The organism is Microbulbifer sp. YPW16, assembly GCF_021290385.1.
In the GTDB taxonomy this organism is placed as follows: Bacteria; Pseudomonadota; Gammaproteobacteria; order Pseudomonadales; family Cellvibrionaceae; genus Microbulbifer; species Microbulbifer zhoushanensis.
Map to the genome: position 1 here is coordinate 1,968,108 of NZ_CP089928.1, position 13,579 is coordinate 1,981,686.

Below are 13,579 nucleotides of genomic sequence, written 5' to 3' on the forward strand. Positions count from 1 at the left end.
CGAAGAGGGCTCCCGGCGCATTCCCCATAGGTATTGGTTCGGGCCCATGCATTAATTATCACTGTGAGCACGGCGTTCAGTCCGCCTGACCGTTTCCGTCTCACAGGGGTAAGTCATGGGTGCCGACAATCCGTTCCGTTCCCGCACATTTGCGTCAATTCGCCACTGTAGCGCCCTGGCGCTCGCACTGGCCCTGGGCCTTACTGCGCCCCAGCCACTGATCGGCAGCACCGCTGACACACCCGTTGCCAGCGCCATTGCCGACCTCTCCGACCCGTTTGCCCCTTACGGCCGCCAACACACCCTGCTCCGCGAAGAGCTGGAACGCTATCGCTCGCTGGCGGCGGGCGATGACTGGCAGCCGCTTGCCGACGGCCCGGCACTGGCACCGGGAGCGCGCGACCCGCGGGTCGTACAGCTGCGGAGCCTGCTTATGCAGTATGGGGATTACACCCTGGAGGACCACGACGGCCCGGCACACAACCCGGACGAATATGACCCGCGCCTGCAACAGGCCACCCAGCGCTTCCAGCGCCGCCACGGCCTGCGGGATAACGGGCTGGTGGATGATGCCACCCGCAGCCACCTGAACGTGGCCCCGGCAAAGAGGGTGGAGACCCTCACTGCGAACCTGGTGCGCCTCCAACAGATGCCGCGGGAACTGGGTCCGCGCTTTATCCTGGTCAATATCCCGGACTACCAGCTGCGCCTGATGGACGGTGAGCGGGAGGCTTTCCGCATGCGGGTGGTAGTGGGCAAACCCAAGCATGCCACCCCGCAGATTGCGACCCGCATGACCCGGGTGATCTTCAACCCGGTCTGGCGCGTGCCCCAGAATATCGCCCTGCGCGAGCTACTGCCCAAGGGCAGCGCCAACCTCACAGCCAACGGTTACCGCCTGGTCAACCACCGCGGCCGTTCCGTCCCCTTTACCCGCGGCAATATCGCCGCGATCCGCCGGGGCAAGGTGATGCTGCACCAGAAGGGTGGCCCGGGTAATGCCCTGGGGCGGGTCAAGTTTTTAATCCCCAACCGCGAGGCCATTTTCCTGCACGACACGAACAGCAAGCACCTGTTCAAGAAAAATGAGCGCGCCTTCAGCCACGGCTGTATCCGGCTGGAAAAACCGCTGGAATTCGCCCGCCTGATGCTCGCGGAGCAGAATAACTGGAGCGAAAACCGGATCCAGCACTACCTGAACACCCGCCGTACCCGTGGCGTGCCACTGGAACAGCCGTTGCCGGTTTACATCGTGTACTGGACTGCATGGGTGGATGAAGAGGGCATGCTGCAGTTCCGGCGCGACATCTACGACCGGGATCCGGAGGATGCCGCCCGGGCGGCTGAGTAAACATGGCCATTTCCATGAGTTACTGGCGACGCTGCCTCTCCGGCTTCGTGGCAATCGCCCTGACCGGTGCTCTCGCCGCATCCGCCATCGCCATCAGCCCGCCAGCCGATTCCCGCCGCGCCGCCGAACAGCTGCGCGCCGAGGCGTCGCGCTACCGGGAAATGCAGGATCGCTGGCAGCCTGTCGGCGAGGGCGCAGCACTACAGCCCGGTGATCGCGATCGCCGTGTCGAACAGCTGCGGGAACTGCTGCAGCTGCTGGGCGACTACCGCGGCCTGCCCGGCCCCATCACCCTGTTACCGCCGGATGCGAGCCGCTACGACAGTGCAGTGCAGAGTGCGGTGGAGCGCTTCCAGCGACGCCACGGGCTCGAGGTAACCGGTGACGCAGGCGAGGCAACCCTGGCCGAACTCGCAATCAGCCCCGCCGTTCGGGCACACCAGCTGGAGTTGAATGCAGAGCGCTGGGAGAAACTGCCGCTGCCGGACCGGGATCGCTATGTGCTGGTCAATATTCCCGACTACCGCCTGCAACTGATCGAGGACGGCCGCGAGGTGCTGGGTATGCGCACGGTGGTGGGCAAGAGCAGCACCCGCACCCCGCCGATCACCAGCCGTATCACCAATGTGGTCTTCAATCCAACCTGGACCGTGCCGCGCAGCATCCTGCTCACCGACCTCCTGCCCAAGGCACGCAACAATCCCGAGGCGATGCACAATCGCGGTTACCGGGTAGTGTCCTACCGCAGTGGCAACACCACCACCATATCCCCGGACAGTATTGACCGCGCAGCACATGGCCACGCCACCCTGCGCCAGATAAGCGGTCCCGGCAATACCCTGGGCCGGGTCAAGTTCGTGCTGCCCAACAAGCAATCGATCTTCCTGCACGACACCCAGGCCCAGAGCCTGTTCGAGGAGCACCAGCGGGCATTCAGCCACGGGTGTGTGCGCCTCGAACATCCCGAGGAACTGGCCTACGCCCTGTTGCGCAAGCAGGGCTGGGACCGCACCCGTATCGCCCAGGTCACCACCGGCACCGAAATCATGAACATCCGCGTAAAGAAGCCGGCACGCCTCTTCATTACCTACCTCACGGCCTGGATCGACAAGGACGGCCGCCCCCAGTTCCGGCGGGACATCTACCACCGCGACCAGCCCGCAAACGTCACCCACTGACCGGTCGGTTCAGCTGTACGCAACTGGTATTCCGCTGATTTCCGCCACACCAGGCAGTCATTCCGCGATGGGCCCAAACTGGCACCCTGCGGTCACAAAAAAATTATTTTTCAGTGCAAAACCGCCAAATGACAACGCTGTCTCATTTTTTAGGGGCTGCATGGCCAATGAAGCCGGAAAAATCCCCTGCGCCATTAGCCTATTGGAACAATATTGCCAAACCTGTTTTACGATCCTTTTGTAATGACCCGTAAAAGGTTTGTAACGCCTGGTTATTTTTCGTACAGTTATTCCCGTGCTCGATGGCGCCCAAAGCAACTAACTGCAGGGAGCCGCGAGCGACTGAAGAGAAACACATGACGAGGCGGAAACAGGGTATGAACAATCCATCCAGACGTCGATTCCTGGCAGTTACCTGTGCTACAGCGGCTGCGGTCACTGCCGGACCGACATTCGCAAAAGTGGGCAATGCCCGCACTCTGAAAATGCGCAACCTGCACACCGGTGAGACGTTGAACACCGCCTTCTGGTCGAATGGTAAGTACGATAGCAGCGGCCTGAAGCAGTTCAACCGTCTGCTGCGCGACCACCGCGCCAACGAAGTTACGCGCATGGACCCGGAGCTGTTCGACATTGTCTACAAGCTGAAGGAAAAACTGGGCTTTAACGGCACCGTGGAGATTATCTCCGGCTACCGTTCACCCAAGACCAACGCCAAACTGCGCGCACAGGGCCGCGGTGTTGCACGACGCAGCTACCACACCCGCGGCATGGCGCTCGATATCCGTTTCCCGGGTATCAGCACCTCCAAACTGCGCCGGGCGGCCATGGACCTCAAGGCCGGTGGTGTAGGCCACTACCCGAAGAGCGGCTTTGTGCACGTCGATACCGGTCCGGTTCGTAGCTGGTAATACGGCGCACGCAGCCCATAAAGCAAACCCCGGCCCAGGCCGGGGTTTGTCGTTTCCGGGGTAGCAGAATCATCGCTTCCGGCGCAGGCAGGGGCACCGGGAATCCGGGGTTCACTGTTCAGTCGTGAGGGAAACCGGGGTGACCTCGTCTTCCCCCGCGGGGATCTCCGCGCGGCCGGACATCAGGCTGGCAATTTCCTCCAGCAGCTCCCGTGCCCTGGCAAGCTGCCCCAGCTCGGCCAGCTCCACCGGGTCCTCCATTTTCAGCAGCAACTCCTCCAGCACCTCAAATCGCTCGGCCAGTGCCTCGCGCTGGCGCGGGTCGAGCAACAGGTCTGCCAGGCCGGGCCCCTCGTTGGGCACCCAGGCGGCTTCCAGGCTTCCCAGCATGGCCAGGATCGCCTGCTTGGAGTCCGCCGCACGACCGCTCTCCACATCGCTCTCAGAGCTTTCCGGCAGCCGCCGCAACAGCTCCTCATCCAGCGTGCGCAGGTGTGAGGCCCGTACCTGCTGCAGGCGCGCCACCGGGTCCAGGGCCAGGAAGTGGCGCGACAGGTCATTCATTGTAAACGGCCAGCGGCGCTCCAGCCCCGCCAGGTCCTCTGCCAGCGCCTCGCCCATGAGCCGCGTGAGCTGGCGCCGGCGGTTGGCTGCCAGTGCCTCTGGCTGCTCACCCGCGGACGCGGCCTGGAACTGGTCCGCACTGCGCTCGCTGGTGGGGCCCCAGAGCATGATCTCCAGGGCATGGAAGCCGGTGCTGGCCTCCTCGTGGGCAGTCAGTCGATGCTGCCGGCGCAGGTTGGCCAGGGTAAGCTCCACTGCGGTGTCATTGACGATACCGCTCTCCGAATAGCCGGGTACCGTGTCCAGGTAGCCGGGCTGCACCGGCCAGCTGTCCATGGAAAGTACCAGCTCGCGGCCCTCATCGCGCAATTCAGCCGGTGCAAAGGCCAGCTGGATGTAGGGCAGTGCGGCGGCGAATTCACGGTGGGCATCCAGCCACGCCAGCTTGGCGGACTCCAGGTGGTCTTCACTGGGCCTGTCCAACAGGGTGGTGAGCGCCCGGTTCAGGGCCTCCACGGAGGCACGCACATCAATCAGCTGGGCCTCCCCCGCCTGCCACATCGTATGCGAAAAACGTTCGGCCACCTTGCGGTCGATGGCTGGCGGTGTCTTCACCGCCGGCGCCTCCTGCTGCGGCTCTTCCGCCCGGCGGCTGTCACAGCCAGCCAGGCCCAGGCCCAGCAGGATGGCGAGGGCCGCTGAGACACGCTTGAGAACGATTGATCCAGTCACACAAATCCCCACGTCAAGCAATTGCAAAGCTTCGGTTCCGGCGCCCGGGGCCCCGGCTTGTCAAAATTTCGCTGCGCCTGCCGGTTATTCCAGCGGTTCGCGCAGGCTGATTATCGGCCAGCCACGCTGCTCTGCCTCGGCACGCAGCGTTGCATCCGGGTCCACCGCTACCGGGTGCTCGACCGTCTTCAACAGCGGCAGGTCATTGATCGAGTCGCTGTAAAACCACTTTTCCCCGCGGCGGTAGTCGGGGTTGCCGGCCAGCCACTGTTCGAGCCGCAGCACCTTGCCGTTCTGGTAGCAGGGCTCGCCCACCACCTTACCGGTAAAGCGCCCCTCCACCTCCTCGGGTTCGGTGGCCAGCAGGGTGTCCACCCCCAGGCGCGCGGCGATCGGCTCCACCACAAACCGGTTGGTGGCGGTAATGATCATGATGTGATGACCCTGGCGCCGGTGCCGGGCGATCAGCTCCTCCGCCTGCGGCAGCCAGATCTCGCTGACCACCTCCTCCATGAACTCCCGCTGCAGGTTGGCCAGCTGCGCCCGCGAGATTTGCGCCAGCGGCTCGAGCGCGAACTCGAGGTAGGCGAAGATATCCAGTTCACCGCGCTGGTAATCCCGGTAGAAACGATCATTGGCGGAGCGATAGCGATCACTGTCGACGTGCTCACGCTCTACCAGGAACTCGCCCCAGGCGTAGTCGCTGTCCCCTCCAATCAGGGTGTTATCCAGGTCAAAAATAGCCAGGTGCACCGCGCACTCCCTATTCAAATATAGTCGGCATAGATTAATTCGCCGCCACACAGCCCACACTTCGGACCATTGCGGCGGGCAATTTTACCCGTCCCGGGAGCTGTTCACAGGATCCGTTTCACTGAATTGCAGTAATGTCCCCCGCTGTGGAACAATGCTGGGCAAGATTGCGCGGCGTCTGGGCCGCGCAGACACAGTTTAGAGGACGGGAATTTGGGCGACGGCAAGCCAAAGCAAGCCGGGCGAAAAAACCGCCGCAGATCCGCCAAGTCCAACCGCACCAACAGCCCCGCCACCGGCAACAGCGCCGGTAACCGCAAGGCGCACGGCTCGGGCGGCGACAACAGCAGTAATATCGACGCGGAGGGCTTCCGCCCCAATGTCGGCATCATTGTGCTGAACGAGCGCGGCCAGGCGCTCTGGGCACGGCGGGTGGGCGGCAAGGACGCGTGGCAGTTTCCGCAGGGCGGCATCAACCCGGGCGAGTCCGCGGAGCATGCGTTGTACCGGGAGCTATACGAGGAAATCGGGCTTACCCGTGACCAGGTGAGCATGATCGCCTGTACCAGGGGTTGGTTGCGCTACCGGTTGCCCAAGCGCCTGGTGCGCCGGCGATCGGAACCGCTGTGTATCGGCCAGAAGCAGAAGTGGTACCTGCTGCAGCTGCGGGCCCCGGAAAGTGTCATCAGCTTCAACAACGGCTACAAGCCCGAGTTCGACCACTGGCGCTGGGTCAGCTACTGGCACCCCCTGGACAAGGTGGTGGCCTTCAAGCGCGAGGTGTACCGCCGCGCGCTTACCGAACTGGCGCCACAGCAAATACAATTGGAGAAACGCTGGCTGGGCGAGCGGGAATAGTCCTGCCCGCCCGGCCCCGATCGTCCCGGCCCGGGAATGGCCGGCCGACACTTCCGCTTCACGGCGAGGACAGGCCTTTGCTCGGATCTCTGCGCAGTATCGTTCAGGAAGTCAACGCGGCACGCGACCTGCCCGCGGTGCTGGATATTATCGTGCGGCGCGTGCGCGAGGTCATGCACACCCGGGTCTGCTCCGTATACCTGCGCGATAACCAGTCCGGCACCTACGTGCTGATGGCGACCCGTGGCCTCAACCCCGATGCCGTGGGCAATGTGCACCTGGCCCCCGGTGAGGGCCTGGTGGGCAACGTGGTCACCCGCGAGGAGCCGATCAACCTCGAGCGCGCCGAGGCCCACCCCGCCTACCATTACTTCCCGGCCACCGGCGAGGAGCGTTTCAGCGCTTTCCTGGGCACCCCCATCATTCACCACCGGCAGGTCCTGGGGGTACTGGTCGTGCAGCAGGCCGAACAGCGGCGCTTCGATGAGGGTGAAGAGGCCTTCCTGGTCACCCTGTCAGCCCAGCTGGCCGGTGTCATCGCCCACGCGGAGGCCACCGGCGCCCTGGCCGCCATTGGCCAGCAGCGGCGGGAGGCCAAGTTCAGCGGCCTCGCCGCCTCACCCGGGGTGGCGATCGGCCGCGCGCATATCGTCGCGCCCCCCGCCAACCTGGCAACGGTGCCCTTCGCCTGCTGCATGGACGTGGACGCCGAACTGGAGCTGTTCCACCAGGCGCTGGCCAATGCCCGCGCGGAGATCCGCGAGGTGGGCGAGCGGCTCAAGGGGGATCTCAACCGCGAGGAGCGGGCACTGTTCGATGCCTATATCAGCATGCTCGATGACAGTTCCATCGCGGTCGAGGTCTCCGAGCGCATCCGCCAGCAGCTTACCGCCAGCCGCGCCTGGGCAGAGGTAATGCTGGAGCATGTGCGCCGCTTCGAGGCCATGTCCGATTCCTACTTCCGCGACCGCGCCGCCGACGTGCGGGATCTTGGCGCCCGCGTGCTGATGCACCTGCGCCAGCAACAGCAGATCGAGCGGGACTATCCCGAAAACACCATCCTGGTGGGAGAGGAACTCACCGCCGCGGCACTGGCGCAGGTGCCCCGGGACAGGTTGATCGGCCTGGTTTCTGTGAGGGGCTCGGGTAACAGCCACGTGGCCATCATTGCCCGCGCCATGGGCCTGCCCGCTGTCATGGGGGCCCAGGAACTGCCGTTCGAGCGCATCGACGGCGAGGACCTGGTGGTGGACGGCTACCGCGGCGAGCTGTTCGTGCACCCCAGCCCGGAGCTGCGGCGCCGCTACGACAGTATCGTCGAGGAAGAGCGGGAGCTGGCGCGCAACCTGGATCACCTGGCCAGCCTCCCCGGCGAAACCGCCGACGGCCACCGGGTGCGCCTGTGGGTCAATACCGGCCTGATGGCGGACGTGGTGCGCTCGCTGGAGCGCGGTGCCGAGGGCGTGGGGCTCTACCGCACCGAGGTTCCCTTCCTGCTGCGCGACCGCTTCCCGTCCGAGGAGGAACAGCGGGAAATCTACCGGGAACAGCTGGAGGCCTTCGCCCCGCGACCGGTCACCATGCGCACCCTGGATATCGGCGGCGACAAGGCCCTGGCCTATTTCCCCATCGAGGAAACCAACCCCTTCCTGGGCTGGCGCGGTATCCGCGTGACCCTGGACCACCCGGAAATCTTCCTGGCCCAGGTGCGCGCGATGATGAAGGCCAGCCTGGGCCTGGATAACCTGCGCATCATGCTGCCGATGATCAGCGGCGTGGCCGAGGTGGAGGCTGCGCGCAAGCTGGTGGAGCGGGCCCACGGGGAACTGGTCGACGAGGGTTTCGATATTGCCATGCCGCCGCTGGGCATCATGATCGAGGTTCCCTCGGCCGTGTACCAGGCGCGCGAACTGGCCGAACGGGTCGACTTCATGTCCGTGGGCAGCAACGACCTCACCCAATACCTGCTGGCGGTGGACCGCAACAACAGCCGCGTGGCGGGAATCTACCACTCCCTGCACCCGGCAGTGCTGCGGGCACTGCGGGATGTCATCACCGCCGGTCACGAGGCCGGCACCAAGGTGGGCATCTGCGGCGAGCTGGCCGGCGATCCCGGCGGGGCCCTGTTGTTGCTCGCCATGGGCTATGACGTGCTGTCGATGAATGCCACCAACCTGCCGCGGGTCAAGGCAGCCCTGCGCGCGGTGACCCGGGCCGATACCGAGCGCCTGCTGGAACGTGTACTGGATATGCAGTGCCCGGAGGAAATCGAGGAGACCCTGGCCGGGTACCTCAAGGGCATCGGCCTGAAGGCACTGTTACAGCCCCAGTAACCGCCGGCAGGGTTGCGGGCGCAAAAGCAGGCACAAAAAAAGCCGCACCGGTTTCCCGTTGCGGCTTTTTGCTGCCCTGCCGGTGATCAGCCCTCTTCGGACTCGGCACGGTAGGCATCGGCGTCCAGCATGTTGTCCAGCTCACTGGTATCGCTGGGCTTGACGCGGAAGAACCAGCCCTCGTCGTAAGGTGAGGAGTTGACGGTTTCCGGGGCGTCTTCCAGCGCCTCGTTTACCTCGACCACCTCACCGGAGACCGGCGCGTAGATATCGCTGGCGGCCTTTACCGACTCCACCACACCGGCCTCGTCGCCGGCAGCCAGGTTGGTGCCCACTTCCGGGGTCTCGACAAAGACCACATCGCCCAGCGCATCCTGGGCGTGATCGCTGATGCCGATGGTCACGGTGCCGTCTTCCTCCAGGCGCGCCCACTCGTGGCTGGAGAGGTATTTCAGTTCGTTGCGGATTTCGCTCATGCTGTGATCCCTCGATTAAGCATTTCTCATTCGGTAAAACCGGCGCGGGATGCCTGCCTGGCACCGCGCCGGTCGCTTGTCATTTTCCCGGCGTCAGATAACCGACTTGCCGTTGCGCACAAAGCTGGCCTTGACCACTTTCACCGGCACCAGCTTCTTACGGATTTCCACCTGGGCCCGGTCACCGGTACTCGCCGGCACGCGGGCCATGGCGATGGAGTGACCCAGGGTCGGCGAAAAAGTACCGCTGGTGATGATACCGGCCTCGTCGCTGCCGTCCACTTTTACCACCTGGCCGGCGCGCAGCACGCCGCGCTCTTCCAGCACCAGGCCTACCAGCTTCTGCTTCCGGCCCGCGGCTTTTTCCGCTTCCAGCGGCTCGCGGCCGATGAACTTGCGCTCTTCCGGCTCCCAGGCAATGGTCCAGCCCATGTTCGCCGCCAGCGGCGAGGTGTCATCGTCCATCTCGTGGCCGTACAGGTTCATGCCCGCCTCGAGACGCAGGGTATCGCGGGCGCCGAGGCCACAGGGAGCCACGCCGGCCTTTTCCAGGGCGCGCCAGAAACCGTCGGCGTCTTCCGCCGGCAGCATGATTTCCAGGCCGTCTTCCCCGGTATAGCCGGTGCGGGCCACGAACCACTCACCGCGGGCGACACTCTGGAACGGCTTGAGATCGTCAATGGCCGCGGTCCACTCGATGCCCAGCACCTCCTTGGCCTTGTCCAGGGCCTCGGGGCCCTGGATCGCCACCATGGCCAGCTCCGGGCGCTCGGTCAGGGTGACATCAAACTGCTGCGCCTGCTCCTGCATCCAGGCCAGGTCTTTCTCGCGGGTGGCACAGTTGACCACCACCCGGTAGCCCGGGTCGCGCAGGTACACGATCAGGTCATCGATCACCCCACCGCGCTCATTCAGCATACCGGTGTAGAGGGCTTTGCCCGGCTTGCCGTCCAGCTTGGCCACGTCGTTGGCCAGCAGGTAGCGCAGGTAATCGCGGGCGCCGTCGCCGTCGATATCCACGACGGTCATGTGGGACACATCGAACATGCCCGCCGCGGTGCGCACCTTGTTGTGCTCTTCCAGCTGCGAACCATAGTGCAGCGGCATATCCCAGCCACCGAAGTCGACCATTTTGCCGCCCATGGCGACATGCGCGTCATACAGAGGCGTTCTGTTTCCCATCTTTTGTTCTCGAATCTGTCTGTTAGAAAGCCGCGTATTCTACCGGCCGCGCCGCCGCCGTTACCAGATGGCGATCTTCTGCAAGCCTAGCAGGCAACGGGACTTAAACCTGTACCACGGCCCGCTCACCGACAAAGATTCCGTGAGGCGGGGCGCCGCCGGGCGGGGAGCCCGATATGGGGAAGGGAAAGCTTTGCAACCCGGGGGTTTGGGTGTATAAGTCCCTCGCAGCGACACCCGTTCGCCACCAGCCCGGAGCCTCCCCTATTGAACATTGCCTTGCGCGCCACCGACGACCGCCCCTGCGGCCCCCGGGACGGCGACCCCATTGACCGGATCGCCGCGGCACTGCGCGCCGACGGCTATGTCGTACTGCCCGCGCCGCTGCCACCCGCCGCGTTGGGGGGCCTGTTGCGCCATTTCCGCTCCATCGACCGCGAGCATTTCCGCCGTGCCGGTATCGGCCGGGAAGAGGAACACCAGCTGAACCGCTTTGTGCGCAGCGACGAGATTTACTGGCTCGATAACACCAACCCCTCGGTCAACACCTACCTGTCGTGGATGGAAACCCTGCGCGAGGGACTCAACCGGCGGCTGTTCCTGGGCCTGTTCGATTACGAGTGCCATTACGCCTACTACGACCGCGGCACCTTTTACAAAAAACACCTGGACTCCTTCCAGGGCAGCACCAACCGGGTCCTGAGCACCGTGCTCTACCTGACCCCGAACTGGCAGCCCCGCGATGGCGGCGAGCTGGCGATCTATCCCGCGGGTGAGGAAGGTTCTGCTGCAGACGCGCCACCCCTGCTGAAAGTGGCACCGCGCTTTGGCCAGATGGTGATTTTCCTGAGCGAGGAATTTCCCCACGAGGTGCTCACCGTTAACCGGCCACGCTATAGCGTCACCGGCTGGTACCGGGTCAATAACAGCCTGGGCGACATCGTCGACCCGGCTTCCTGACAGGGTGCGCGGCCCCCGGCCGCGCACCACTGGCTACAGACTCAGCTGGTGGCCGATACCGAGCGCAGCATGCCCGCCACGGTGGGCTGTGCCTCGATATGGATATCGGCGTGCAGACGCCGGGCCACATCCATCGCACTGACCAGGCCGCGCACATGGTGCAGGTCGCGGTCCACCACCAGGCAACAGGGCTGCCCCTCCCGGCGCATGGCCTGGAGGACTTCCCGGATGGTGCAGCTTTCCACCTGTGGGTAACTGAGCAACTGCAGCTCCCGGCGCGGGCGCATCAGGTCGCCCACCGTCAGCTCCTGGCGCAGCTGCCCCGCAGCCACGCGCTGCATCACCCGCTGGTAGGAAATATCGTCGTCGCTCAACAGGCCGACAAATTCCCCCTGCCGGTCCAGCACCAGCACGGCCCCCAGGTGACCGGCCCGCATCAGCCGGGATGCTTCCAGGGCCGGCACCGAGGGGGTCAGGATTGCCGGGTGGTGATCCTTGAAGTCAGTAATGAAGCTCAGGGCCGGGGAGTCCAGGTGCAGTTCACAGAACTCCTCGGGAAAGACGAGTTTGTCCGCCGTTTCGAGCGGAACGAAATCCAGGTTTTTCATGGCATAACTCTCTTGCACGGGCGATCGCCGGGCGGTGGCCCGTGCCTGCAAAATCGGTTGGGCGGCCGCACTGGCGCCCGGTTACTTGGTGGGAGAGAAGTTAAGCCGTGAACGGGGGTGCCCGGATGGCATTGGCGGTTCGCGTCCGGGGCTGTGCCCGGCCGATCTTCCGCGCAGAGGTTACGGCGCGGGGAAAGGGAGTTGCAGAGAGTGGGCCGCTGCTGCGCGGCGGTAGCGAGTCGGTATCACCGTCGGGAGAGAAAAGCGGGGAATACTGGAGATCACCCGGGGACTGCCCCGCCAGGTCGATGCGATCAGTTCCCGGCGACACGGGCCCTGCCAGCACCGCCGAACACAGCAGTACCGATTGCAGCAGAATAAACGCCAGGTTCTTACGCACGCTCACACACCTGCGGTGCCCTCGGGTAAAAATGCCGGCAGTACCGCGAAGCGGTTTACTGCCGACAACAAATTTTGACCGGGATCCCGGTAACGGGTTCCGCACCGCCGGATCGACTCATCCCCGCGACTGCTGGTCCGGGTCATCGCCCCGCGAGGCTTCCTCGTCATCCGCGGGGCTACCCCCCTCGGCCTCCGTTTCCCCATCGCGGTCCGCCTCCTCATCCACCTTGAGCCCGTATCGCTTGGAGCGCCAGCGCCACAGTCGCTTGGCCACTTCCTGGCGGTCGGCGGTCTTGTCTGCCTCGTCGACGATTTCCTCGCCCAGCAGGGTCTCGAGAATGTCTTCCAGCGTCACCAGCCCTTCCAGGCTGCCGTACTCATCCACCACCGCGCTGATCTGTACGCGCCGGCGCATCATCTTCTGGAATACCTGGTAGATGGTGGCGGTCTCCGGCAACATCAACATGTCGCGGCGAAAAGTCGACAGTTTTTCCTTCTCCCCACCGCGGGCGTAGGCCAGCAGCAGGTCCTGCTTGAGGACGAAGCCCACTACGCAATCCGGGTCCTGCTGCTCGTAAATGGGAAGCCGGGAGAAGCGGCTCTTTTCCACCTCGTCATAGGATTCCCCCACGGTGGCATCCTGGGACAGGGAGAACACCACCGTACGGGGTGTCATCACTTCCCGCACCGAGTGGTCGCGCAGGGTGAAAAACAGGTTGCGCAGGATGCTGGACTCCTGGGCCTCGAGCTGTCCCTCTTCCTCTCCCAGCTGCGCCATCACCGCAAATTCCTCGCGGCTGAAACCGGTCAGGGTGGGGCCGTGGGAGAGACCACGGGTCAGCCACTCGGACATCTTCACAAACGGGTACAGCAGCCACACCAGGCCGCGCAGGGCATAGGCCGTAGCCGGCGCCAGCTGGCGCCAGTAAAAGGCCCCCAGGGTCTTGGGGATGATCTCGGAAAAAACCAGGATAAGCAGCGTGAGGATGGCCGAGGCAATCCCCAGGTACTGGCTGCCGAATACCGCTGCCGCCTGGGCACCGGCACCGGCGGCGCCGGCGGTGTGGGCAACGGTGTTCAGGGTGAGGATAGCGGCGAGCGGCGCGTTGATATCCTGCTTCAGCTCCCGCAGCACTCGCCCCGAGCGGTGCCCCTCACGCTCGAGCAGGCTCACATAGGGCGTACTGACACTGAGAATCACGGACTCCGCGATCGAGCACAGGAAGGAAAAACCCAGCGCGATCAGCACATAGACGATCAACAGAATCATT

The 13,579-nt window shown here is 64.4% G+C and carries 12 protein-coding genes; 6 read left to right on the plus strand and 6 right to left on the minus strand.

The annotated features are described in order from the left end of the window. Positions 1 to 115 precede the first annotated feature (115 nt). From LVE68_RS08280 to LVE68_RS08290, 3 genes are all read left to right on the plus strand, one after another. Positions 116 to 1,351: a L,D-transpeptidase family protein gene (locus LVE68_RS08280; RefSeq protein WP_233006559.1), complete on the plus strand. Its 1,236-nt coding sequence runs from the start codon at positions 116 to 118 to the stop codon at positions 1,349 to 1,351. Between the two features lie 2 nt (positions 1,352 to 1,353). After that, positions 1,354 to 2,529 carry a L,D-transpeptidase family protein gene (locus tag LVE68_RS08285; RefSeq protein WP_233006560.1) on the plus strand — a complete coding sequence of 392 codons (1,176 nt, stop codon included), beginning with the start codon at positions 1,354 to 1,356 and terminating at the stop codon, positions 2,527 to 2,529. 377 nt (positions 2,530 to 2,906) lie between these two features. Continuing rightward, the gene (locus tag LVE68_RS08290) at positions 2,907 to 3,440 is read left to right on the plus strand and encodes a DUF882 domain-containing protein (protein ID WP_233006561.1); all 534 of its coding nucleotides are present in this window, start codon (positions 2,907 to 2,909) and stop codon (positions 3,438 to 3,440) included. A 111-nt stretch (positions 3,441 to 3,551) separates the two neighbouring features. On the opposite strand, the gene LVE68_RS08295 is transcribed toward LVE68_RS08290, so the two are convergent. Beyond that, entirely contained in the window at positions 3,552 to 4,736 is a 1,185-nt protein-coding gene (locus LVE68_RS08295) for an imelysin family protein (protein WP_233006562.1), read from the minus strand. An 84-nt stretch (positions 4,737 to 4,820) separates the two neighbouring features. Further along, the gene (locus LVE68_RS08300; protein ID WP_233006563.1) at positions 4,821 to 5,489 is read right to left on the minus strand and encodes an HAD family hydrolase; all 669 of its coding nucleotides are present in this window, start codon (positions 5,487 to 5,489) and stop codon (positions 4,821 to 4,823) included. A gap of 213 nt (positions 5,490 to 5,702) precedes the next feature. On the opposite strand from LVE68_RS08300, the gene LVE68_RS08305 reads away from it, so the two are divergent. Beyond that, positions 5,703 to 6,347 (plus strand): RNA pyrophosphohydrolase, encoded by a 645-nt coding sequence (locus LVE68_RS08305; RefSeq protein ID WP_334079225.1) that lies wholly within the window; start codon positions 5,703 to 5,705, stop codon positions 6,345 to 6,347. Between the two features lie 77 nt (positions 6,348 to 6,424). Further along, positions 6,425 to 8,680, plus strand: a complete 2,256-nt coding sequence (ptsP, locus tag LVE68_RS08310; RefSeq protein WP_233006564.1) for a phosphoenolpyruvate--protein phosphotransferase — start codon at positions 6,425 to 6,427, stop codon at positions 8,678 to 8,680. A gap of 86 nt (positions 8,681 to 8,766) precedes the next feature. Here the strand turns inward: ptsP and gcvH are convergent, their stop codons facing one another. Beyond that, positions 8,767 to 9,156, minus strand: coding sequence for a glycine cleavage system protein GcvH (gene gcvH, locus LVE68_RS08315; protein WP_233006565.1), 390 nt, complete (start codon positions 9,154 to 9,156; stop codon positions 8,767 to 8,769). 93 nt (positions 9,157 to 9,249) lie between these two features. Beyond that, positions 9,250 to 10,338, minus strand: coding sequence for a glycine cleavage system aminomethyltransferase GcvT (gene gcvT, locus LVE68_RS08320; protein WP_233006566.1), 1,089 nt, complete (start codon positions 10,336 to 10,338; stop codon positions 9,250 to 9,252). A gap of 267 nt (positions 10,339 to 10,605) precedes the next feature. Here gcvT and LVE68_RS08325 point away from each other — a divergent pair, with 267 nt between their 5' ends. Beyond that, a complete protein-coding gene (locus tag LVE68_RS08325) occupies positions 10,606 to 11,298 on the plus strand; it encodes a 2OG-Fe(II) oxygenase (protein WP_233006567.1) in 693 nt (230 codons plus the stop codon). A 41-nt stretch (positions 11,299 to 11,339) separates the two neighbouring features. Here LVE68_RS08325 and LVE68_RS08330 read toward each other — a convergent pair whose 3' ends face one another. Further along, positions 11,340 to 11,906 carry a CBS domain-containing protein gene (locus LVE68_RS08330; protein ID WP_233006568.1) on the minus strand — a complete coding sequence of 189 codons (567 nt, stop codon included), beginning with the start codon at positions 11,904 to 11,906 and terminating at the stop codon, positions 11,340 to 11,342. A 517-nt stretch (positions 11,907 to 12,423) separates the two neighbouring features. Then, entirely contained in the window at positions 12,424 to 13,578 is a 1,155-nt protein-coding gene (locus tag LVE68_RS08335; RefSeq protein WP_233006569.1) for a hemolysin family protein, read from the minus strand. Position 13,579 lies beyond the last annotated feature (1 nt).

Coding starts and splice junctions, on each gene's coding strand:
- LVE68_RS08280 (WP_233006559.1), top strand. CDS start 116: ATGGGTGCCGACAATCCGTTCCGTTCCCGCACATTTGCGTCAATTCGC.
- LVE68_RS08285 (WP_233006560.1), top strand. CDS start 1,354: ATGGCCATTTCCATGAGTTACTGGCGACGCTGCCTCTCCGGCTTCGTG.
- LVE68_RS08290 (WP_233006561.1), top strand. CDS start 2,907: ATGAACAATCCATCCAGACGTCGATTCCTGGCAGTTACCTGTGCTACA.
- gcvH (WP_233006565.1), bottom strand. CDS start 9,156: ATGAGCGAAATCCGCAACGAACTGAAATACCTCTCCAGCCACGAGTGG.
- gcvT (WP_233006566.1), bottom strand. CDS start 10,338: ATGGGAAACAGAACGCCTCTGTATGACGCGCATGTCGCCATGGGCGGC.
- LVE68_RS08330 (WP_233006568.1), bottom strand. CDS start 11,906: ATGAAAAACCTGGATTTCGTTCCGCTCGAAACGGCGGACAAACTCGTC.
- LVE68_RS08335 (WP_233006569.1), bottom strand. CDS start 13,578: ATGATTCTGTTGATCGTCTATGTGCTGATCGCGCTGGGTTTTTCCTTC.